A 22,195-nucleotide genomic window follows, 5' to 3' on the forward strand; every position below is an offset into this window, starting at 1 on the left:
CTCAGTAGACGGGCAGCCGGCGGGGGCCGAGGTCAGTGGTGGCAGGGGCCCTGGCCAGACGTACGGTCGCCCCCAATACGGAGAGGCCGTGCGCGGCGACGACGACCGGTTCGAGGTCGACGCCGACGACCTCGGGGTGGTCGTCGACGAGCCGGGAGACGCGCAGCAGCACCTCGGCCAGTGCCGTGGTGTCCACGGGCTGGGAGCCGCGCCAGCCGAACAGCAGCGGGGCGGCGCGGATCGAGCGGATCTGCTCGGTGACGTCGCGGTCGGTGGCGGGGATGAGGCGGTGGGCGATATCGCCGAGCAGTTGGGAGGGCGCCCCGGCCAGGCCGAAGGAGAGCACGGCGCCGGCGGCCGGGTCGATGGCGGCACGGATGACCGTGTCGACGCCGCGCGGCACCATCGACTGGACGACCGGGAGCAGCTCCTCCGGAGAGCCGAGGAATTCGGTCAATTCGGCGTAGGTACGGCGGAGTTCGGACTCACCGGCGATATCGAGACGTACTCCCCCCAGGTCGGCACGGTGACGTAGATGGGGTGCGGTGGTTTTCAGGGCCACCGGATAGCCGAGGCGGGCGGCGGCGCGGACGGCGGCGTCCGGGTCGGGGGCAGGCAGGACGGGCCGGGTGTGGATGCCGTAACGGGCGAGCAGGGCCTCGGCGTCCTGGGACGGCACCGGGACGGAGCGGCCCGTGGGGGCGTCGGGGGTGAGCCGGTCGAGCAGTCGCTCGATGTCGGCGCCGGCCGCCGCCTCCTCGATGTCGTCGTATTCGGGCACCCGGCCAGGATCGGCGGCTTCCCGGCGCCATGCGGCATAACGGACGGCCTCGGCAAGGGAGCGCACGGCACGCTCGGCGGCGGGGTAGGCGGGGATGCGGAGCGGCGCCGGGCGGCGCCGGGGTGGGGTGGCGGCGTCGGCGTCACGGGCCGGGTCCGGCCGGCGGGCGGCGAGGGTGGGCGGCGGCCCCGGGGGGATCGGCGGGCGCGAGCGGTTCGACGCGCCGTGCGGGGGCCGCGGCGGCTGCGGGGGCTCCGCGGAGCGGGCGGACGCGGGGGCCGGACCGGCGGGACGGACCGGCTCGTCCCGGGCGGGCACCGCGGGCTCGGGCGACTGCGCCGGTGCCGGTGCCGGTGCCGGTGCCGGTGCCGGTGCCGGTGCCGCAAGGGTCTCGGCCAGGTCGTCCATGGCGAGGTGGACGACCGTCACCGGCTTCTCCGGATGCGCCTCGGCCGCCGTCCGCAGCGCGCCGGCGAGTGCGGCGCCTTCACTGTCGGCCGGGGAGACGGCGGCCCCCTCCCCCACCCAGGGGATGGCCGTGACGACCACGGCATCGCAGCCGTCGCCGGACAGGGCCTCGTCGAGCGCGGCCCGGAAGTGGTCCGGTGTCGCCGCGGAGGGCAGCACACGGGGGCTCTGCGGGCGCAGTCTTTCGGTCAGGCAGGCGTCGTAGGCGAGCAGCGCCAGCGACTCGGAGTTGCCGAGGATGGCGATGCGCGGGCCGGCCGGCAGCGGCTGGGAAGCCAGCAGCAGACCGGCGTCGATCAGCTCCGTGACCGTGTCGACGCGGATCACCCCGGCCTGGCGCATCAGGGCGGCGACGGTGCTGTCGGGGACGCGGACCGTGGGCACGGCGTGACCGGGCGGGGCGGTGCCGTTGTGCCGGGCCCCCTTGGCGACCACGACCGGTTTGACGGCGGCGGTACGGCGGGCGAGCCGGGCGAATTTGCGCGGGTTGCCGATGGACTCCAGGTAGAGGATCACGACATCGGTGTCCGGGTCGTCGTACCAGTACTGGAGCAGGTCGTTGCCGGAGACGTCGGCGCGGTTGCCGGCCGAGACGAAGGCGGAGATACCGGCGATCCCACCGTCACCGGGGCCGCGCGCATGCAGTCCGCTGAGCAGGGCGATACCGATGGCACCGGACTGGGTGAACAGGCCGATGTGGCCGGCGCCGGGCATCCGGGGCGCGAGGGAGGCGTTCAGCCGGACGTCGGTGGCGGTGTTGATCAGGCCGAAGGCGTTGGGCCCGATGAGCCGCATGCCGTACGAGCGGGCCTGGCGCAGCAGTGCACGCTGCCGCTCCCGGCCGTCCGGGCCCGCCTCGGCGTAACCGGAGGAAAGGATCAGCACGCCCTGGACACCGTGTTCGCCGCAGTCACGGACCACGTCGGGAACGCTGTCCGCGGGGACGGCGATGACGGCGAGGTCCACCGGGCCGGGGATCTCCCGCAGGGCGCGGACGGCCGGCACCCCTTCGGGCCGCAGCCGCTGCATGCCTTCGGGGAAGGCGTGGTTGACGGCGTGCACCCGGCCCGTGAAGCCGGATTCCAGGAGGCTGCGCAGCGCGGTGCGCCCGACGCCTCCGGGGGCACGGCCGGCGCCGATGACGGCGACCGAGCCAGGGGCGAGCAGCCGCTGCACGGAGCGGGCCTCGGCGCGCTGCTCGCGGCCGCGCATCACGGCCATGGACTGCTCGGTCGGCTCCAGATCGAACTCGAGGCGGACCACGCCGTCTTCGAAGGTGCGCTTGTGGGTGTAGCCGGCGTCCGTGAAGACCTTGATCATCTTGGAGTTCGCGGGGAGCACCTCGGCGGCGAACCGGCGGATGCCACGTTCGCGGGCGACGGCCGCGATGTGCTCCAGGAGGGCGGAGGCGACACCGCGGCCCTGGTGGGCGTCCTGGACGAGGAAGGCGACCTCGGCCTGGTCGTCCTCGGGGCTCTTGGCGGGCAGCCCCTGGTCGCTGATCCGGTCGTAGCGGACGGTGGCGATGAACTCGCCGCCGACGGTGGCGGCGAGCCCTACCCGGTCGATGTAGTCGTGGTGGGTGAAACGGTGCACATCGCGGTTGGACAGGCGCGGATAGGGAGCGAAGAAGCGGTAGTACTTCGACTCGTCCGAGACCTGTTCGTAGAAGGAGACCAGCCGTTCGGCGTCGTCGGGGGTGATGGGGCGGATCCGCGCCGTACCACCGTCACGCAGCACCACGTCGGCTTCCCAGTGGGTCGGGTACGCGTGGTCCTGCGGCTTGTGCATGCGCACAGCGTACGACCGGCCACCGACAACCGGCTCGGCGCGCGTACGCTCGGGGTGCGGGGCAAGCTGAGGTTGCCGTACGGGCGTACGCTCCGGTCGGCCTGCCGGGCCTCCCTTGGGGAGACCAATGGCCGCAAAAGGCCAGGACAAAGGGCTGCCCAGCACCCTTGGCAGCGTGAGAGACTGGTCTAGACAACAGTCACGACTTTGAAGGGCAACACCATGGCAGAGCGCCGCGTCAATGTCGGTTGGGCCGAGGGCCTGCACGCCCGCCCCGCGTCGATCTTCGTCCGTGCGGCCACCGCCTCCGGCGTCCCCATGACGATCGCCAAGGCTGATGGCAACCCCGTCAATGCGGCCTCCATGCTCGCGGTCCTGGGCCTGGGCGCCCAGGGTGGCGAGGAGATCGTGCTGGCCTCCGACGCCGAGGGCGCCGAGGAGGCACTCGACCGTCTGGCCAAGCTCGTCGCCGAGGGTCTCGAGGAGCTCCCCGAGACCGTCTGAGTTCCCCAGGACTTCTGCTGCGGCGGCCCCGCCGCGGTGACCGGTGACCGGTTGCCGCGGCGGGGCCGTTTTCGCTGTGCCGGGACCTTCGCCGCACCGGATTACCCCCATACCGGAATCCGTTCGCTACGCCCGGGATATCGGAGACGATTCCTTGATATCGAGGGCGCAAGGAAAAGTGTGCGCTATCGGATCCCTCCGGTGCCGCACCTATGGCAGCGCGTATGCCGGCGCAGCACGTATGGCGGCACACATACCCACTGAATGCCGGCGGGGAGGAAAACGCGGTCTCGCACCCCGAATCCCATTCCGCGCTTCTTTGTATACGGGGCGATTGTTAAGGGCGGGCACGGACCGTGTTGACGGGCGGTTTCGGATCCCTCACCTCTGTTTTGGCGGGGCGCCGGAGCCGGTACACCGGGAGGGAGCGCTCGACATGAGCCGCCATCAGGGCACGGGCCCGTTCCGCATCCCCCCGGGCCACCGCGTCCAGCACCGCGCCGTGTTCGTCCCACGACTCCCGCGTACGGGCGGGCAGCTCCACGGCGTACATCCACTCGATCTTGCGCCGTAGCTGGGTCAGCAACGCCGTCAGGCTGGGGCTGCCGGCCGCCTGGGCCAGCGTCTCGTGGAACCAGCCGTCCAGTTGGCGCAGATCCGCCGGGCTGCCGTGACGGGCTCGCTCGCGGCCGAGCCGTACCAGGCCGCGGAGGACCTTGAGGTGGGCCGGGCTACGGCGGATGGCCGCGCGTGCGGCTCCCAGCGGCTCCAACAGGGCGCGGACGTCGAGGAGATCGGCGGCCTCCTGCTCGGTGGGCTCGGCGACGCAGGCGCCCGCGTGGTGGCGGGTGGTGACAAAACCTTCGGACTGCAGAGTCCGCAGGGCTTCACGGACCGGCACCCTGGAGACGCCGTACCGGGCCGCAAGGATCTCTTCGATCAGCCGGCTCCCCGGCGCCAGCGCACCGGAGACAATGTCATCGCGAATCGCCGTGCACACCGCATGAGCGGAAATATGGCCTCGCATCTTCCGTGCCTCCGCCGTAATCCCCTGGAAACGTCGCCGGTCGGCGACTATTCCGTGACTCTATTCGACCGGAACGCCTTTTCGGCGGGCTCCGGTTATTCAGGGAAATTTTTTGGCCGGAAGTGGGCGGGAGGGCACGGCGTATCCCCTGCACACCGACCCGGCACCGGATACAGCGAAGCCCCGGCCGTGGAGCCGGGGCTTCGGGCGGACGCTCGGTCCGGTGGCACGCGGCCCCGGTGAGGAGCGCGGGCGGGCGAGACGGAAGATCAGACCTTGACGCCGTGCGAGTGCAGGTACGCGATGGGGTCGATGTCCGAGCCGTAGTCGGCGCCGGTACGGGCCTCGAAGTGCAGGTGCGGGCCGGTGGCGTTGCCGGTGGCGCCGGAGAGGCCGATCTGCTGGCCCGGGGTGACGTGCTGGCCGACCGAGACGCCGAGCGACGACAGGTGGCCGTACTGGGTGTACGTACCGTCGTTCATCTTGATCACGATGTTGTTGCCGTACGAGCCGCCCCAGCCGGCCTCGACGACGGTGCCCGTGCCGACGGCGTGGACGGAGGTGCCGGAGGCGGCGTGGAAGTCGATGCCGGTGTGGCTGCCCGAGGACCACAGGCCGCTGGAGGCCTTGTAGGAGGTGGACACGTAGGAGTCGGCAACGGGGGCGACGAAGGTGTTGAGGCGCTTGCGCTCCGCCTCGCGGGCGGCGCGCTCCTTGGCCTTGCGGGCGGCCTCGACGCGCCGCTTGGCCTCCTCGGCCTGCTTCTTGGCCACGGCCTCGGCCTTCGCCTTCGCCGCCGCGGCCTCCGCTTCGGCCTGCTGCGCGTCGGCCTGGGCCTCGACATGGTTGGCGAGCTCGTCACCGAGCACGACCGCCTGCTGCAGACCGGTGTCGTGGGCGCGGGCCTCGTCCGTGGCCGCCAGCGCCGGCGAGGCCACGGAGGCGACCACGCCGCCGGCCGCGAGGGTGGCTATGCCGGCGATGTTGCGGGTCGTCCGAACGGGGCGGCTCGTACGACGGTGCTTCCCGGTGGCACGGATGAACGCCATGTACTGGCTTGTCCTTTCCCTCCTTCTCGCCTACCGGGTTAGCTGACGGGTTCGGAGCAGGAAGGTCTCCTACGGGCTCCTCCGGAGGGGAGTCCGATTCACCCCAAGGGACTCTGGGTCCCCGGCTCCCCTGGCTCGCGCCGTACGGGGACTCGGCGATGACTGTCCGGTGCCACGGTTGTGGCGGACTTGTGACGAACAGCCGGACCGACGCTAGACGGGGCAACTTTCAATCGGCAAACAGAACCGCTTTTTTGTGCGGGATGCCACAAGAACCGGCGCACCGGCCGCAATAAACCGGACATACGGCAACTCCCGTGGCAGACCATCGCCACGGGAGTTGCTTTGTCGATATGTGACCTTCCGTCACACGGGTGGCACTAGGCGCCGATGACCGTCACCTCACCGATGCCCAGCGCCTTGCTGGGCTCGGCGATCTGTGCCGCATCGCCCACCAGGACCGTCACCAGCCGGTCCACAGGGAAGGCGTTGACGGCCGCCGCGGTCGCCTCGACCGTGCCGGTCTCCGCGAGGCGGACGTAAAGCTGCGCCTGGAAGTCGTCCGGCAGGTGCTGCTCCACCTGGTCGGCGAGGGTGCCGGCGACGGCTGCCGCGGTCTCGTACTTCAGCGGCGCGACCCCGACGAGGTTCTGTACGGCGACATCCCGCTCGTCGTCCGTCAGCCCCTCTGCCGCGAGGGTGCGCAGCACGTTCCACAGGTCGTCGAGCGCCGGGACGGTGGAGGCGGTGTCCACCGAACCGCTGATGGCCAGCAGCGAGGCTCCCGTGGCCCCCTCGGGGGACGTGGGAGCGGTGGAGCGAAGCACCTGGCCGAAGGCGCGCACCCCGTAGGTGTAGCCCTTCTCCTCGCGCAGAACACGGTCCAGACGGGAGGTGAGGGTGCCGCCCAGGCAGTATGTGCCGAGGACCTGCGCGGGCCACACCCGGTCGTGCCGGTCGGCGCCGATACGCCCGATGAGCAGCTGTGTCTGGACGGCGCCGGGGCGGTCCACGATCACCACACGGCCGGTGTCGTCGGCGACGATCGGCGAGGCCTTCAGCGGCTCGGCCGACGAGCCGCTCCACGCGCCGAGCGTCTCGGCGAGCGCGGCGTCCAGGTCGACCCCGGTGAAGTCACCGACGATGACGGCAGTGGCCGTGGCGGGCCGTACATGGGCGTCGTAGAAGGCGCGGACGGCCGCGGCATCGACGCGTCCGACGGTCTCCTCGGTGCCCTGGCGCGGCCGTGACATACGGGACGTCGCCGGGAACAGTTCCTTGGACAGCGCCATCGCCGCGCGCCGGGCCGGGTTGGCGAGCTCGTGCGGGATCTCGTCGAGACGGTTGCGCACCAGCCGCTCGACCTCGCTCTCCGGGAAGGCGGGCGCGCGCAGCGCGTCGGCGAGCAGGCCGAGCGCACGCGGCAGCCGGGACGCCGGCACCTCGAGGGACACCCGTACACCGGGGTGGTCGGCGTGCGCGTCCAGAGTGGCACCGCAGCGCTCCAGCTCGGCGGCGAACTCCTCCGCGTCGTGCTTGTCGGTGCCCTCGGACAGGGCGCGCGCCATGATCGTGGCGACGCCGTCCAGGCCCTCGGGTTCGGCCTCCAGCGGAGCGACGAGGTTGATCTCGACGGCGACGACCTGCTGGCCGGGGCGGTGGCTGGTCAGGAGGGTGAGCCCGTTGGGCAGTTGGCTGCGGTCGGGGGCCGGGAAGGCCCACGGCCTGGGCGCGCCGCCCTGGGGCTGCGGGTGAAAGTCCATGCTGCACACGGGGGAATCGGCGTGGGTGGTGGCGTCGCTCACTGGTCCGCCTCCCCTTCCTCGGTGTCGGCGGCGTCGGTCGGCTCGGTGGGCTCGTAGACGAGCACCGCGCGGTTGTCGGGGCGCAGCCGGGCCTTGGCGACCGCCTGCACCTCCTCGGGAGTGATGTCCAGAACCCGCTGCACTGCGGTCAGCGCCAGCTGCGGGTCGCCGAACAGGACGGCGAAGCGGCACAGTTCGTCGGCGCGGCCGCTGACCGTGGCCAGCCGGTCCAGCCATTCGCGCTCCAGCTGGGCCTGTGCCCGCTCCATCTCCTCCGGGGTCGGGCCCTCGGCGGCAAAGCGGGCCAGCTCCTCGTCGACCGCGCGCTCGATGCCGGGGACCTCCACTCCGCCGGACGTCTTCACGTCCAGCCAGCCCAGCGAGGGTGCGCCGGCCAGCCGCAGCAGGCCGAAGCCGGCCGCCACGGCGCTGCGGTCACGGCGCACCAGCCGGTTGTACAGGCGGGAGGACTCGCCGCCGCCCAGGACGGTCAGCGCGAGGTCGGCGGCGTCCGCCTCACGAGTACCGTCGTGCGGCAGGCGGTAGGCGGCCATGAGGGCCCGGGCGGGCACGTCCTCCTCGACGACCTCGCGCAGCTCACCGCCGATGACGTCGGGAAGCGCGCCGTCCCGCGGCGTCTGCTTGCCGTCGTGCGCGGGGATCGAGCCGAAGTACTTCTCGACCCAGGCCAGCGTCTGCTCGGGGTCGATGTCACCCACGATCGACAGGACGACGTTGTTGGGCGCGTAATACGTCCGGAAGAACGCCCGCGCGTCCTCCAGGGAGGCCGCGTCCAGATCGGCCATCGACCCGATGGGCGTGTGGTGGTACGGGTGGCCCTCGGGGTACACCATGGCCGTCAGCTTTTCGAAGGCCGTGCCGTAGGGGACGTTGTCGTAGCGCTGGCGGCGCTCGTTCTTGACGACGTCACGCTGGTTTTCCATGGACTCGTCGTCGAGCGCGGTCAGCAGTGAGCCCATCCGGTCGGCCTCCAGCCAGAGCGCGAGCTCCAGCTCGTGGGCGGGCATGGTCTCGAAGTAGTTGGTGCGCTCGAAGCTCGTGGTGCCGTTGAGCGAACCGCCGGCGCCCTGCACCAGCTCGAAGTGGCCGTTGCCCTTCACCTGCGCGGAGCCCTGGAACATCAGGTGCTCGAAGAGGTGAGCCAGGCCCGTACGGCCCTTGACCTCGTGGCGGGAGCCGACGTCGTACCACAGGCAGACCGCTGCGACCGGCGTCAGGTGGTCTTCGGAGAGCACCACGCGCAGGCCGTTGGCCAGCCGGTGCTCGGTCGCTGTCAGGCCGCCGGAGCCGGCTTGTTCTGTGGCCGTGTGACCCATGGGCATGTACGTCCCTTCGATCCGCTTGCGAGGAAGTTCTGTCACTGTATGCAAGCGCGTCGGCATCTGGCGAAGTCACCGGGCGGCCGGCCCGGGACCCGCTCCGTGCGCGACCCCGCAGGAGCTGAAGGGGGAGTCGCGGTCGGCGTTGTCAGTGGGGCGGTCCACAATGGTCCGCGTCAGACTCAGACATACTCGCGGGTCGATCCCTCAGCTGGTTGACCCGACTGGTTGACCGTTGTCCGATGCCGCCTCCCCGGCATCGGCAGTAGACGCAGCAGAAGGAGCCGCAGCCGCGATGGCCCGCCGCAGCACGAAGACCCCGCCGCCGGACGACTTCGAGGAGAGGATCCTCGACATCGACGTCGTCGACGAGATGCAGGGTTCCTTCCTCGAGTACGCGTATTCGGTCATCTACTCGCGCGCCCTCCCGGACGCCCGCGACGGTCTCAAGCCCGTGCACCGCCGCATCCTGTACCAGATGAACGAGATGGGGCTCCGGCCCGAACGCGGTTACGTCAAGTGCGCCCGCGTCGTCGGCGAGGTGATGGGTAAGCTCCATCCGCACGGCGACGCGTCGATCTACGACGCCCTGGTGCGCATGGCACAGCCGTTCTCCATGCGGCTGCCGCTCGTCGACGGCCACGGCAACTTCGGTTCGCTGGGCAATGACGACCCGCCCGCCGCGATGCGGTACACCGAGTGCCGGATGGCGTCCGCGACGTCCCTGATGACGGAGTCCATCGAAGAGGACACCGTCGACTTCGCGCCGAACTACGACGGCCAGGAGCAGGAACCGGTCGCCCTCCCTGCCGCGTATCCGAACCTCCTGGTCAACGGCGCGTCCGGCATCGCCGTCGGTATGGCGACGAACATGCCGCCGCACAACCTGGGCGAGGTCATCGCCGCGGCCCGCCATCTGATCAAGCATCCCGACGCCGATCTCGACACCCTGATGCGTTTCGTGCCGGGTCCGGACCTGCCGACAGGGGGCCGGATCGTGGGCCTCGGCGGCGTACGGGACGCGTACGAGAAGGGCCGCGGCACGTTCAAGATCCGCGCGACGGTCGCGGTGGAGAACGTCACCGCTCGCCGCAAGGGCCTGGTCATCACCGAACTCCCCTTCGCCGTCGGCCCCGAGAAGGTCATCTCCAAGATCAAGGACCTGGTCGGTTCGAAGAAGCTCCAGGGCATCGCGGACGTCAAGGACCTCACCGACCGCGAGCACGGCCTGCGGCTGGTGATCGAGATCAAGAACGGCTTCAACCCCGAGGCCGTATTGGAGCAGCTCTACAAGCTCACGCCGATGGAGGAGTCCTTCGGCATCAACAACGTCGCGCTGGTGGACGGCCAGCCGCTGACGCTGGGCCTCAAGGAGCTGCTGGAGGTCTACGTCGACCACCGCTTCAACGTGGTGCGGCGGCGCAGCGAGTTCCGGCGGACCAAGCGGCGCGACCGTCTCCACCTCGTCGAGGGCCTGCTGACGGCCCTGGTGGACATCGACGAGGTGATCCGGCTCATCCGCTCCAGCGAGAACAGCGCACAGGCCAAGGAGCGGCTGATCGAGCGCTTCTCGCTGAGCGACATCCAGACGCAGTACATCCTCGACACCCCGCTGCGCCGGCTGACCAAGTTCGACCGTATCGAGCTGGAGTCGGAGCGTGACCGGCTGCAGGACGAGATCGAGAAGCTGACGCGGATCCTGGAGTCGGACGCCGAGCTGCGCAAGCTGGTGTCCGGCGAGCTGGCCGCGGTCGCGAAGAAGTACGGCACGGACCGGCGGACGGTCCTGCTGGAGTCGGCGGGCTCCTCGGTCGGCGCGGTGCCGCTGGAGGTCTCCGACGATCCGTGCCGGGTGCTGCTGTCCTCGACGGGGCTGCTGGCGCGTACGGTCGCCGGGGACGTGGCCTTCGACGCCGACGCCAAGCGCGCCAAGCACGATGTGATCGTCTCGGCGGTGCCGGCGACGACCCGCGGCGAGGTGGGCGCGGTGACGTCCCTGGGACGGCTGCTGCGGCTCTCGGTGATCGATCTGCCGCACCTGCCGGAGACCGCGACGGCGCCCAGTCTCTCCGGTGGCGCGCAGCTCGCGGAGTTCCTGACGCTGGAGGACGGCGAGGAGCTGATCTGTCTCACGACGCTCGACGAGTCGTCGCCGGGCCTGGCACTCGGCACGGAGCAGGGCGTCGTCAAGCGGGTGGTGCCCGACTACCCCGCCCACAAGGAAGAGTTGGAGGTCATCACCCTCAAGGACGGGGACCGCATCGTGGGCGCGGCCGAGCTGCGCACCGGTGAGGAGGACCTGGTCTTCGTCACCACCGAGGCGCAGTTGCTGCGCTATCCGGCGTCGCAGGTGCGGCCGCAGGGCCGGCCCGCGGGTGGCATGGCGGGAGTCAAGCTGGCGGAGGGCGCGAGGGTGATCGCGTTCGCCGCGGTCGATCCGGCCACCGAGGCCATGGTGTTCACGGTCGCCGGCTCGCACGGCACGCTGGACGACTCGGTGGCGACGGCCAAGCTCACCCCGTTCGACCAGTATCCGCGCAAGGGCCGGGCGACCGGCGGGGTGCGGTGCCAGCGGTTCCTGAAGGGCGAGGACGTGCTCATCCAGGCGTGGGTGGGACCGGCTCCGGTGCGTGGCGCGGACGCCAAGGGCACCCCGGTCGAGATGCCGGAGGTGGATCCGCGGCGGGACGGCTCGGGCGTGCCGCTGATGAAGCCGGTGACGGCGCTGGCGGGGCCGGTGTAAGCAGGCAGGTGACAGAGCGGGTGACGCCGTCGGGCCGGTGGAGGACCGGACCGGCGGCGTCAGCCGTCTGCGGAGTCCTCGCGCGCGGCCACGTACCGCAGCACGCCCCACATGCTGTTCTGGTCGGCGTCCGACGGTGCGCCCTCGCGGCAGTTGTCCAGTTCCTTGTGCAGGGCCGGTGCATCGATGCCGCTGCCGATCATGACGAGCTGGGTGCACCGCTCCTCGCCCTTCGGCCACGGCACGGGATAGAAGCGCAGGAAGTCACCGACGGCGTGCACCGTGAACTTCTGGCGGTTCTCCGGTACGTCGAAGTGGACGAAGCCCTTGATGCGGTAGAGGCCGGCGGGGCGGCTGTCGAGGAAGTCCATGAGGCGGCGCGGGTGCATCGGCTCGGCGGAGGTGAACTCCACGCTCTGGTAGGTGGCATGAAGGTGACCTGCGTGGTGGGTGTGGCCGGGGTGGTCGCACTGGTTGTCCGGGCCGTGCGCGGAGTCCTCGTTCGCCGCGGTCTCGCGCAGCAGGTCCTCGAAGGACAGCTGGCGCACCGCCGCGTCGTGGTCCTCACCCGGCCCACGGTCGAAGAACAGCTCGGGATCGATCTGCCCGTACGCCGTGCAGATCACGGGCCGGCCGGGAGCGAGGTCCGCGAGCGTGTCCGTGAGGTGCTGCCGTGCCGCGTCGCCGATGCGGTCGGCCTTGTTGAGTACCACGATGTCGGCGATGCCCACATGTCGGTCCAGTTCCGGATGCCGGGCCCTGGTGTCCTCGAACTCCGCGGCGTCGACGACCTCGATCAGCCCGCCGTAGACGATCCGGTCGTTGTCACTGGCGAGGATCATCCGGATGAGTTCCTGCGGCTCGGCCAGCCCGCTGGCCTCGATGACGATCACATCGATCCGGGCGGCGGGGCGCGCGAGCCGCTCCAGGTAGGTGTCCAGTTCGCTGGTGTCGACCGCACAGCACAGACAGCCGTTGCCGAGCGAGACCATCGAGTCCACCTGCCCGGCGACGGCCATGGCGTCGATCTCGATGCTGCCGAAGTCGTTGACGATCGCACCGATACGGGTGCCGTCGCCGTTGCCGAGGAGGTGGTTGAGCAACGTGGTCTTGCCTGACCCGAGGAAGCCCGCGAGCACGACGACCGGGATCTGTTGCGTGGCCAAGGGGGCGCCTCCATGGTGCGGGTGGCGGGCCGCGCGGACCGGCGGCGGACGAGCTGCCGATCGTAACGGAATGCCCGCGCCGCGAGCCCGGCCCGCCCCCGCGCCACCTACGGGCTCCACCGCTAGCACGACGCGACGACGGGCAGCGGCTGCGGCGGGGGCGGGCCGACATACCGGGCCGCGGGGCGAATGATCTTCGAGTCCTCGGCCTGCTCCAGGATGTTGGCGCTCCAGCCCACCACACGGGCCGCGCAGAAGGTGGGCGTGAACATCTCGCGCGGCAGCCCGCACAGCTCCATGACGACGCCCGCGTAGAGCTCCACATTGGTGTGCAGCTCACGTCCGGGCTTCAGCTCGGCCAGCAGCTCTTCGACCCTCGCCTCCACCTGGACGGCAAAGTCCACCAGCGGCCCACCAATCTGCTCGGCAATGCCTCGGAGCATCCTGGAGCGCGGATCCTCGGTGCGGTATACGGAGTGGCCGAACCCCATGATCCGGCCCCCGCTCAGGACGCGGTCGCGGATCCAGGAGTCGATGCGGTCGGGTGTGCCGATGGCGTCGAGCATGTCCAGGGCTCGACTGGGCGCACCGCCGTGCAGCGGTCCGGAGAGGGCACCGACGGCACCGACCAGGCAGGCCGCGAGATCGGCGCCGGTGGAGGCGATGACGCGTCCGGTGAAGGTCGACGCGTTGAAGCCATGGTCAATGGTGGAGATCAGATATGCCTCGATCGCCCTGACCCGGTCGGGCTCGGGCTCGTCGCCGGTGAGCATGTAGAGGTAGTTGGCGGCGTAGCTCAGATCCGAGCGGGGCTCGACGGGCTGCAGGCCGCGGCCGAGCCGGTGGAGCGCGGTGACCAGGGTCGGTACGGCGGCGCACGCGGCGAGCGCGTCGGCACGTCGGCGGTCGGCGTCGATGTCGTACAGCGGCCGGAAGCCGGCTGTCGCGCCGAGCAGGGACAGGGCGGTGCGCAGCCCGGCGAGGGGGCCGGAGAGCACGCCGGCACGGGCGAGGGCGGGCAGCGCATCACCGACAGCCGGGGGCAGTGGGCGCAAAGCGGCGGCCTCGGCGCTGAAGGCCGCGAGCTGCGCCGCGTCGGGCAGCTCCCCGTGGAACATCAGGTACCAGACCTCCTCGAAGGTGCGGGCCGTAGCCAGCTCGACGGCGGAGTACTGGCGGTAGTGGTAAAAGCCCTCGATGCCCCGGACATCACCCACTCGGGTCTCGGTGACGATCACGCCCGCAAGCCCACGGGGCGCGTCGATCGGTGTGTTCACCTCGGCGCTCGGCATTGCTGATCTCCTTACTCTTCCCCACCTAAATATTGATCAGACTGTCTATGCTTGACTCAAATATTGTCAATATTGATTGAATCAATATGGATGAGTCTGGATACGGTGAGCCCATGGCGGATCGAGACGCGGCACAGGACACGGGCGGGCAGCGACTGAGCACCCGAGAGACAGCCGACCGGCTGGGCGTGAAGCCGGAGACGGTGTACGCCTACGTCAGCCGCGGCCAGCTGACCAGCCGTCGCGAGCCGGGAGCCCGCGGCAGCACCTTCGATGCGAAGGAGGTCGACGCGCTCGCCCGGCGTGCGGGCCGCCGTGAACCCTCCGCCTCCAGCAGCGAGCCGGCGGTCACAACGGGCATCACGCTGATCGACCGCGACCATTGCTATTTCCGCGGCGTCGACTCATCGGAACTCGCCGCCCACTACAGCTACGAGGAAGTAGCCGAGTGGCTGTGGACCGGCGAACTGCGCCCCGGCATCCGCTTCACGGCACCCCCGGACGCCCTGTCGGCCGCCCGCCACGCCGTGCGGGCGCTGCCGGCCCACAGCGGACCGATGGACCGGCTACGGGTCGCCGCAATCGCCGCGGCGGCCGCCGACCCGCTCCGATTCGACCTGTCCGAGGACACCGTCGTCGGCACCGCCCGCAACCTCATCCCGACGCTTGTCGACGCGCTGCCGTCACACCACGCCAAGCAGAGCTCCGCCGGCCCCCTCGCCACGCGCCTCTGGTCACGGCTGACCGCGGAACCCGCCGACGCCGCAGCACTTCGCGCCCTGGACGCCGCTCTGCTTCTGCTCATCGACCATGACCTCGCCGCCTCGACGTTCGCGGTACGCGTCGCCGCCTCGGCCCGCGCCCATCCGTACGCGATCGTCTCGGCGGGCTTCGGGGCACTGGACGGCGTGCTGCACGGCGCGGCAAGCGGACTCGCCCACCGGATGCTGGTGGAGGTGCGGGACCGGGGCAGCGCGGCTGCCGTGGTCGCCGACCACCTACGGGCCGGCCGCCAGGTCCCGGGTCTGGGCCATCCCCTCTACCCGGGCGAGGACCCGCGGGCCCGCACCCTGTTCCGCCTCCTGGAGGACGTCCCGCGGGCCCGCCCCGCCCTCCAGGCCGCCCGGCAAGTGGTCACCACCACGGCCCGGCGCACGGAGCTGCATGCCAATGTCGATCTCGCGCTGGCCGTCCTGACCATCTCGACAGGTATGCCGGCGGAGGCAGGCGAGACCATCTTCGCCATCGCCCGCACCGCCGGCTGGATCGCCCACGCCCTCGAGGAATACGCCGAACCACCCCTTCGCATGCGCCCGAGCGGTCGCTACCACGGCCCCCGCCCGCCACAGCCGCTGCCGTGACGGGAGGCTGCGACAGAGAGGGCCGCCCCGGGCGGCGCCAGGGTTCCGGCAGCGCCGGTCCGGCGCTGCCGGAAGCCTGGCATCGCCGGACCTCACACGAAGGGACACCTGCCCTCACCGCGTGACATCCGGTTGCCCACCGCCCCGTTGCACACCCACCCGGAACCCGACGCGGGACAGATGAGGTTAGGCTCACCTATGTGAGTACCTGCGCCACCGCTTCTCGTGAATCGGCCGAATCTCTCGCCGGGACCGCGGCTCCTGCCCGGACCTGGCTGCTCATCGAGCAGCCAGGGCCCTGGGGCACCCATGCACTGACGGACAGCCACCTCGACCCTGACGTCGGCCGGGCATTGGAGACCGCGGCAGAGGGAACGGGCGTACGCGTCGCCCTGATCCGCCGACCGGGACGCCATGCCGACCGCCACGGCACCTCCCGGCGGCGGCTGTTCCTCGCCCACACGGCGCCGGGACGATCCTGGATCCGTACGACCACCGTCACCGACCCGCGGGCGGCCCTCGGGCTGAATTTCGCGGCCCTGGGAGCGGGAGAGCACCACGGCCTCTGGGAGCCGTACATCGGTGAACCGCTGGTCCTGGTGTGCACCAACGGCAAGCGGGACCGTTGCTGCGCACTGCTCGGCCGCCCTCTGGCCGCCGAGCTCGCCGCCGGCGGAACCGAGGCCTGGGAGGTCACCCACATCGGAGGCCACCGCTTCTCCCCCACCCTTTTCGTCCTCCCCTACGGCTACGCCTACGGACGGGCCTCGGCCCCCCTGGTCAAGGAGGCCGTGGAGACGGCGCGCGACGGACGGATCACGATGGACCACGCCCGAGGCCGCTCGGCCTGGGACCGGCCGGGCCAGGCCGCCGACCTTGCGGTCCGTGAGCTGATCGGCGAGGACCTGGCGGACGCACTCGACGTCGTAAGGACCGACACGGTGTGGCCCGAACCGAGGTCGGCCGACAGCCTGACGCCCGGCAGCGCGACCTTTGCCGGAGCCTCCGCCGCCTGGGCGGTGACCGTGGCGCACTCCGACGGCCGCGTCTGGCGGGTCGTCGTCGAACAGCGGGCCGATGGTGCTGCGGCGCCCGCCAGCTGTGGTGCGCCGCTCGGTCCACCGGCGCGTATGGCGGTTGTCTCGGTCTGTGCGGCGAACAGCATGCCTCACAGGACGGCCCAGTCCGTCGGCAGGTGACTTGGCGGACTCCCCGAGACGCTCACCGGGCACTTCACCACCCCGTGCTCCCGCCGCCCGCGTTTCCGTCTCAGGACTCAGGCACGAACCCTCGCAGGAACCGGTCCGCCGCCCGTCCGGAAGCCCACGGTCACTCCGCCCCCATGCAGCCCCGCCGGTCGCGCGGGCGACACCCGGCAGAGGGCAACTGCTCCAGGACCAGGTGAGACGGCAGGACAGACGTACCGACCAACTGCGCCGGGAGCGTCCGCCCGCGACCCACAGACCGAGCGGTACCCGCCCCTCCCCCCTCCACTGCTTGCACCACGTCCTGTGGCTGCCCTCCCTCGTCAGCGGCATGACCGCTCCCTTCCGCACGCACCTCGCGCCTCACGTACTGACCGGTCGGCCCGCACCCCGGCGCAAGGCCCACCCGCCTGCTCACCGTGCGAGGCTACGCGTGCGCAATGCGCAACCGAAAGGCCTGTGGATAACCGCTGCTGACCCCTCCCGGCCTCATTGACGCCTACCAAACCTGCAGCTTCGTAGCTGGAGTCCCCCTCTGCCACCGATCGATGGCCTCCCTGGACTGCTGGGAACTGAATGGATAAACCAAGGGCCGAGTGCGACGGGCCGACGGGGCGGCCGTGAGTCTCGGTCTTGTCCTGGCCGTCGGCCAGCCAGCAGCGCACGCACGCCACGTTCCGCGGCTTGCGACGGTGCGGGGCACCTCCCGAGTCGCCGCTCGGCCACCCTCCGACTTCGCTCCGTCAGGGATTACCGGACGACCCATCTCCCCGCTTACTGTTCGTTCGTATGGGCGAGAAGGAAGCGTCGGTCCCCCGCCCGAGTGCCGCAGAGCCCTCGGGTCCCGCGCCGTTTCCCACCGTGACGGTCTCCGGCGCCCACAGCAATGAGCCACTCGGCCCCCCTCAGATGACTGCCGATCTACCGGCTCCTGGCGCTCGGCCCCCGCTCGACCACGGCCCTCTCGGCCATGCAACGCGGCGGACGAGACCCCGGCTGGGGTGGCCGCGGCGGGTTTTCTCCCAGGTGCTGATGGTGCAGCTGGCCATCGCAGCCGGCGTCACAGCCCTGGCGACCGGCCTCTTCCTTGCCCCGCTCAGTGCGCAGCTCGACGACCAGGCAATGCGCCGCGCTCTCGCCATCGCACAGACCACCGCGGCCGAGCCTCGCCTTGACGATGCCCTGGAGTCCTCCCGTCCGACGCGCCACGGCCCCGTACAGCACGAGGCGGAGCGGATTCGCGCGGCCACCGGCGCCGAGTATGTAGTGATCATGGACAAGCGGGGGGTGCGCTGGTCGCATACCGACCCCGATGAGATCGGCCGCCACGTCTCTACCGATCCGAGCGCCGCGCTCTCCGGCCAGGAGGTGATGCAGATCGACGAGGGCACCCTCGGCCGGTCCGCACGCGGCAAGGTCCCCCTCCGTGACGAGGACGGCAAGGTCGTCGGCGCCGTCTCCGTCGGCATCGCGTACGAGAGCGTGCAGGAACGGCTGCTCTCCACCGTCCCCCAATTGCTCGCCTACGCGGGCGGAGCACTCGCCGTGGGCGCGCTCGCGGCCTATCTCGTCGCCCGCCGGCTCCAGCGCCGCACTCACGACCTGGCTTTCTCCGACATCTCCGCGTTGCTCGCCGAACGGGAGGCGATGCTGCACGGCATCCGGGAAGGGTTCCTCGCCCTCGACAAGAACGGCCGCATCCGCCTGCTCAACGACGAGGCGCAGCGTCTCCTGGACCTCCATGCCGAGGACACCGGCCGCCCCCTGGACGCGGTCCTGCCACCCGGCCGTACGACGGACGTCCTGACAGGCCGCGTTTCGGGGGCGGACCTAATGACTGTCAGCGGACACCGGGTCCTGGTGGCGAACCGCATGCCGACCGACGACGGCGGTGCCGTGGTGACCCTGCGCGACCGTACCGAGCTGGAGCGGCTGGGGCGTGAACTGGACGGCACCCGTGGCCTCATCGATGCCCTCCGTGCCCAGGACCACGAGCACGCCAACCGGCTGCACACCCTCCTCGGCCTGCTCGAACTCGGGCTGCACGAGGAGGCAGTGGAGTTTGTGACGCAAGCCGTGGGCGTGCATCACGCGACCGCCGAGCAGGTCACCGAGCGCATCCATGATCCGCTGCTGGCTGCCCTGCTGGTGGGCAAGGCCACGGTCGCCACGGAGCGCGGTGCCTCCCTGCGCATCTCTCCCCGTACACACCTCCCCGACCGCCTGGTCGACCCGCACAGCCTGGTCACTGTCCTCGGCAACCTCGTCGACAACGCACTGGACGCCACGTCGGGTGAGCGTGACGCGCAGCTGGAGGCGGAAGTCCGCGCCGACGGCCGCACCGCCATCGTGCGCGTCAGCGACAACGGACCGGGCGTGCCCGAAGAGCGCCGCGGAGAGATCTTCACCGAGGGCTGGACGACGAAGGAACCGCCGGCTCACGGGCAGCGCGGCATCGGCCTCGCGCTCGTACGGCGTCTCGCCGAGCGCTACGGAGGCAGTGTCGAGGTGGGCGAATGCCCCGGCGGTGGAGCGGTGTTCACCGTGACGGTCCCCGACGCCCTGTCGGAAGAGCTTCCCGGAGCACGTGAAACAACCCTCCAGGAAGCCGCCACGGACACTCACACCACCATACGGTCCGAAGGCGGAGCTCATCGCCCCGACGGCTCCACGGAGGCCGCCAGATGATCGACGTACTGGTCGTGGATGACGATGCACAGGTCGCGAAGATCAACGCTGCCTATGTCGCGAAGATCGAGGGCTTCCGTGTCAGTTGCCTCGCGCACACGGCCGCTGAGGCTCTTGCCGCCCTTGAGACCCACTCCGTCGATCTGATCCTGCTGGACCACTACCTGCCCGACAGAACAGGGCTCCAACTGGTCGGCGACCTGCGGCGGCGCGGCCTGGTCACCGACGTGATCATGGTGACGGCGGCGCGCGATATCGCCACCGTGCAGGCCGCGATGCGCCACGGTGCGCTGCAGTACCTCGTCAAGCCGTTCACCTTCGCAGGCCTGAGGTCCAAGTTGCTGGGATACGCGGCGCTGCACCGTACCTTTGCGGGCGGTGGACAGGCCGAGCAGTCCGAAGTGGACCGGATCTTCGGGGCGTTGGGAGCCGCCAACGCGGGTCCCGCCGAGCTGCCGAAGGGACACTCCACCGCCACGGCCGACCGAGTGCGCTCGGTGCTGCGCTCCGCGGACGCCCCGCTGTCGGCACAGGACGTCGCCCTCCAGGCGGGACTGAGCCGGCAGACCGCGCAGCGCTACCTCAAACTCCTGGAACGCGCCGGGCGGGTGCGCCTCACACTCAAGTACGGCGAGACCGGCCGCCCTGAGCACCGCTACGAGTGGGTCTAGCCAGGAGGCGCTGTGGACGCCACGCCGAGCCGATGAGCACCGGGAAACCGGTACACAGGGAACGGGCGCGGCAGCCACGCAACACGCGGCTGCGGCGCCCGTCCGCTCCTGGCCAGGGCCGGCCCGACTCCGGTGTAGCGGAATGCGTCGAACAGGCCTAAGCAGCCCCCGCCCCTGTCAGCGCCCGTACCTCCGTCTCCGCATGCCGTGCCTCGTCGGCGGCCTCCGGGGAGAGCACCGTTCCCAGCCACCCCATCAGGAAGCCCAGCGGGATCGATACGACACCGGGGTTGTCGAGCGGGAAGAAGGCAAAGTCCATCCCGGGGAAAAGTGACTCCTGGCTGCCCGATACCACCGGTGAGAGAACGACCAGAGTGATCGCCGGAATCAGGCCGCCGTACACGGACCAGACCGCGCCCCTGGTCGTGAAGCGACGCCAGAAGAGTGTGTACAACAGGACCGGCAGATTGGCCGATGCGGCAACGGCGAAGGCCAGGCCCACCAGAAAGGCGACGTTGAGGTCCTGGGCCAGCAGGGCGAGGCCGATCGCGACCGCGCCGACGGCGACCGCTGCGATGCGCGCCACGGTCACCTCGGCGCGCTGGGCATCCTGCGCCGTGTCGCGCGGGCGCCGTAGCGAGGCATACAGGTCGTGCGCGACGGAAGCCGACGAGGCGAGCGTGATGCCGGCGACCACGGCCAGGATGGTCGCGAACGCGACTGCGGCCACCACGGCGAAGAGAACCGTGCCGCCGGTCGACCCCGCGCCGCCTCCCAGATCGAGAGCCAGCAGCGGGACGGCGGTGTTGCCGGCCGTATTGGACGTACGGACGGCGTCGCTGCCGAGTACCGCCGCAGCACCGAAGCCAAGCACGATGGTCATCAAGTAGAAGCCACCGATCAGCCCGATGGACCAGACGACGGAGCGACGGGCGGAGCGCGCCGTGGGGACGGTGTAGAAGCGGGAGAGGATGTGCGGCAGTCCGGCAGTGCCCAGGACGAGCGCGATGCCGAGGCTGATGAAGTCCAGCCGAGAGATCCAGTCCTCACCGTACTTGAGGCCCGGTGCGAGGAAGTCGCGGCCGTGGCCGCTGCGTTCGGCGGCGGTGTTCAGCAGGACGTTGAAGTCGCCGTGAAACCGGACGAGTACCAGGACGGTCAGAGCGATGGCGCCACCCATGAGGAGCACGGCCTTGACGATCTGGATCCAGGTCGTGGCACGCATCCCGCCGAAGGCGACGTAGACCACCATCAAGGCACCGACCCCGATCACCATCCAGGTGCGGGCCTGCTGGCCCGCGCCCCCCAGGAGCAGGGCGACCAGACTGCCGGCCCCGACCATCTGCGCCACCAGATAGAGCACCGACACGGTGACGGAGGCCGCCCCGGCCGCCATACGGACGGGACGTTCCCGCATCCGGGCCGCGACGACATCGGCGAGGGTGAACCTGCCGCAGTTCCGGACCAGTTCGGCGACGAGGAAGAGAACAACGAGCCAGGCGACGAGAAAGCCGACTGAGTACAACAGGCCGTCATAACCGAAAAGGGCGATCAGGCCGGAAATCCCAAGGAAGGAGGCGGCGGACATGTAGTCCCCCGCGATGGCGAAACCGTTCTCCATCGGAGAGAAGAGTCGCCCACCCGCGTAGAACTCTTCGGCGGAGCCATGCCTGCGACGGCTCACCCAGGTGGTGATCGCCAGGGTGACGGCGATGAACACGCTGAACAGAACCCAAGCAAGAGCCTGGTGGTCGTCGGTCACCGTACGTTCCCTCCGGTGAGCTCCTGGGTTTCCCATCGGATGTCGAGCGCCGCGCTGTCCCTGCGCAGCCGGGCATGGCGCGCGTACGCCCAGGTGAGCAGGAATGTCGTGGCGAACTGACCGAGTCCGGCCAGCATCGCGACATTCAGGGCGCCGGCGACGCGGTGGGCCATGAGGCCGGGCGCGGCGGTCGCCGCGATCACATAGGCGAGGTACCAGGCCAGGAAAACCGCCGTGCCGGGCAGGACGAACCGCCGGTAGCGGCGGCGTACCTCCTGGAAGGCCACGCTTCTTTGCACCGCAAGATAGATCTCGTCATGCGGCGCGGACCGCTCGTCCTCGGGTACCGGTACCGGCCGGGGTGACTGCCCGCTACCCCACTCGGCCGCTGCCTCCGCTGTGCCGTCCAGCTCGCCCCACCCGGAGGTGAGAGCGTCGTACCAGGGGTCGTCGAGCCGTACGCCCCCTGATTCACCGGCCGAGCGGCCGTCCTGCTTGTCCACCGAACTCTCCTTGGTGCACGGGGCTGTTGTCCGTGCGAC

15 protein-coding genes and 1 riboswitch are annotated in these 22,195 nt (G+C 70.6%); of the genes, 6 read left to right on the forward strand and 9 right to left on the reverse strand.

The genetic code is table 11. The annotated features are described in order from the left end of the window. Nucleotide 1: 1 nt before the first annotated feature. Nucleotides 2-3,040: a GNAT family N-acetyltransferase gene (locus tag ACGFR7_RS29990; protein WP_393325273.1), complete on the reverse strand. Its 3,039-nt coding sequence runs from the start codon at nt 3,038-3,040 to the stop codon at nt 2-4. A 222-nt stretch (nt 3,041-3,262) separates the two neighbouring features. Between ACGFR7_RS29990 and ACGFR7_RS29995 the strand changes: the two genes are divergently transcribed. Further along, nucleotides 3,263-3,544: an HPr family phosphocarrier protein gene (locus ACGFR7_RS29995; RefSeq protein WP_030990508.1), complete on the forward strand. Its 282-nt coding sequence runs from the start codon at nt 3,263-3,265 to the stop codon at nt 3,542-3,544. A 337-nt stretch (nt 3,545-3,881) separates the two neighbouring features. Here the strand turns inward: ACGFR7_RS29995 and ACGFR7_RS30000 are convergent, their stop codons facing one another. The 4 genes from ACGFR7_RS30000 to ACGFR7_RS30015 form a co-directional block, all read right to left on the reverse strand. Beyond that, on the reverse strand, nt 3,882-4,571 hold the full coding sequence (locus ACGFR7_RS30000) for a GntR family transcriptional regulator (protein WP_393325274.1): 690 nt from the start codon (nt 4,569-4,571) through the stop codon (nt 3,882-3,884). Between the two features lie 269 nt (nt 4,572-4,840). Beyond that, entirely contained in the window at nt 4,841-5,620 is a 780-nt protein-coding gene (locus tag ACGFR7_RS30005) for a M23 family metallopeptidase (protein ID WP_393325276.1), read from the reverse strand. A 12-nt stretch (nt 5,621-5,632) separates the two neighbouring features. Beyond that, a riboswitch (cyclic di-AMP (ydaO/yuaA leader) is annotated at nt 5,633-5,788 on the reverse strand. Between the two features lie 212 nt (nt 5,789-6,000). Then, nucleotides 6,001-7,383, reverse strand: a complete 1,383-nt coding sequence (locus tag ACGFR7_RS30010) for a M16 family metallopeptidase (RefSeq protein ID WP_393325422.1) — start codon at nt 7,381-7,383, stop codon at nt 6,001-6,003. 38 nt (nt 7,384-7,421) lie between these two features. Beyond that, nucleotides 7,422-8,762, reverse strand: coding sequence for a M16 family metallopeptidase (locus ACGFR7_RS30015; protein WP_393325423.1), 1,341 nt, complete (start codon nt 8,760-8,762; stop codon nt 7,422-7,424). A 298-nt stretch (nt 8,763-9,060) separates the two neighbouring features. On the opposite strand from ACGFR7_RS30015, the gene ACGFR7_RS30020 reads away from it, so the two are divergent. Next, the gene (locus ACGFR7_RS30020) at nt 9,061-11,508 is read left to right on the forward strand and encodes a DNA topoisomerase (ATP-hydrolyzing) subunit A (protein WP_393325277.1); all 2,448 of its coding nucleotides are present in this window, start codon (nt 9,061-9,063) and stop codon (nt 11,506-11,508) included. A 59-nt stretch (nt 11,509-11,567) separates the two neighbouring features. Here the strand turns inward: ACGFR7_RS30020 and ACGFR7_RS30025 are convergent, their stop codons facing one another. Both ACGFR7_RS30025 and ACGFR7_RS30030 read right to left on the reverse strand, forming a co-directional pair. Beyond that, nucleotides 11,568-12,674: a CobW family GTP-binding protein gene (locus tag ACGFR7_RS30025; protein WP_393325278.1), complete on the reverse strand. Its 1,107-nt coding sequence runs from the start codon at nt 12,672-12,674 to the stop codon at nt 11,568-11,570. Nucleotides 12,675-12,796: 122 nt separating this feature from the next. Further along, a complete protein-coding gene (locus ACGFR7_RS30030; protein ID WP_393325280.1) occupies nt 12,797-13,966 on the reverse strand; it encodes a citrate synthase/methylcitrate synthase in 1,170 nt (389 codons plus the stop codon). A gap of 113 nt (nt 13,967-14,079) precedes the next feature. Between ACGFR7_RS30030 and ACGFR7_RS30035 the strand changes: the two genes are divergently transcribed. From ACGFR7_RS30035 to ACGFR7_RS30050, 4 genes are all read left to right on the forward strand, one after another. Next, on the forward strand, nt 14,080-15,327 hold the full coding sequence (locus ACGFR7_RS30035) for a citrate/2-methylcitrate synthase (protein WP_393325282.1): 1,248 nt from the start codon (nt 14,080-14,082) through the stop codon (nt 15,325-15,327). Between the two features lie 200 nt (nt 15,328-15,527). Beyond that, nucleotides 15,528-16,526 carry a sucrase ferredoxin gene (locus ACGFR7_RS30040; protein ID WP_393325283.1) on the forward strand — a complete coding sequence of 333 codons (999 nt, stop codon included), beginning with the start codon at nt 15,528-15,530 and terminating at the stop codon, nt 16,524-16,526. A 1,038-nt stretch (nt 16,527-17,564) separates the two neighbouring features. Further along, complete coding sequence (locus ACGFR7_RS30045) at nt 17,565-19,220, forward strand: ATP-binding protein (protein WP_393325284.1); 1,656 nt, start codon at nt 17,565-17,567, stop codon at nt 19,218-19,220. Next, entirely contained in the window at nt 19,217-19,891 is a 675-nt protein-coding gene (locus tag ACGFR7_RS30050; protein ID WP_393325286.1) for a response regulator, read from the forward strand. The genes ACGFR7_RS30045 and ACGFR7_RS30050 overlap by 4 nt, the downstream gene beginning before the upstream one ends. Nucleotides 19,892-20,048: 157 nt before the next feature. Here the strand turns inward: ACGFR7_RS30050 and ACGFR7_RS30055 are convergent, their stop codons facing one another. Together ACGFR7_RS30055 and ACGFR7_RS30060 are read right to left on the reverse strand one after the other, a co-directional pair. Next, nucleotides 20,049-21,653: a cation acetate symporter gene (locus ACGFR7_RS30055; RefSeq protein WP_393325288.1), complete on the reverse strand. Its 1,605-nt coding sequence runs from the start codon at nt 21,651-21,653 to the stop codon at nt 20,049-20,051. After that, nucleotides 21,650-22,156, reverse strand: a complete 507-nt coding sequence (locus ACGFR7_RS30060; protein ID WP_393325289.1) for a DUF485 domain-containing protein — start codon at nt 22,154-22,156, stop codon at nt 21,650-21,652. Before ACGFR7_RS30060 ends, ACGFR7_RS30055 begins: the two co-directional genes overlap by 4 nt. Nucleotides 22,157-22,195 lie beyond the last annotated feature (39 nt).

The organism is Streptomyces sp. NPDC048516, assembly GCF_043199875.1.
Lineage (GTDB): Bacteria > Actinomycetota > Actinomycetes > Streptomycetales > Streptomycetaceae > Streptomyces.

Bases quoted from the DNA above. Each gene is read 5' to 3' on its own strand.
- ACGFR7_RS29990 (WP_393325273.1), bottom strand. From the start codon at position 3,040: ATGCACAAGCCGCAGGACCACGCGTACCCGACCCACTGGGAAGCCGAC.
- ACGFR7_RS29995 (WP_030990508.1), top strand. From the start codon at position 3,263: ATGGCAGAGCGCCGCGTCAATGTCGGTTGGGCCGAGGGCCTGCACGCC.
- ACGFR7_RS30000 (WP_393325274.1), bottom strand. From the start codon at position 4,571: ATGCGAGGCCATATTTCCGCTCATGCGGTGTGCACGGCGATTCGCGAT.
- ACGFR7_RS30005 (WP_393325276.1), bottom strand. From the start codon at position 5,620: ATGGCGTTCATCCGTGCCACCGGGAAGCACCGTCGTACGAGCCGCCCC.
- ACGFR7_RS30010 (WP_393325422.1), bottom strand. From the start codon at position 7,383: ATGGACTTTCACCCGCAGCCCCAGGGCGGCGCGCCCAGGCCGTGGGCC.
- ACGFR7_RS30015 (WP_393325423.1), bottom strand. From the start codon at position 8,762: ATGGGTCACACGGCCACAGAACAAGCCGGCTCCGGCGGCCTGACAGCG.
- ACGFR7_RS30020 (WP_393325277.1), top strand. From the start codon at position 9,061: ATGGCCCGCCGCAGCACGAAGACCCCGCCGCCGGACGACTTCGAGGAG.
- ACGFR7_RS30030 (WP_393325280.1), bottom strand. From the start codon at position 13,966: ATGCCGAGCGCCGAGGTGAACACACCGATCGACGCGCCCCGTGGGCTT.
- ACGFR7_RS30035 (WP_393325282.1), top strand. From the start codon at position 14,080: ATGGCGGATCGAGACGCGGCACAGGACACGGGCGGGCAGCGACTGAGC.
- ACGFR7_RS30045 (WP_393325284.1), top strand. From the start codon at position 17,565: ATGGTGCAGCTGGCCATCGCAGCCGGCGTCACAGCCCTGGCGACCGGC.
- ACGFR7_RS30050 (WP_393325286.1), top strand. From the start codon at position 19,217: ATGATCGACGTACTGGTCGTGGATGACGATGCACAGGTCGCGAAGATC.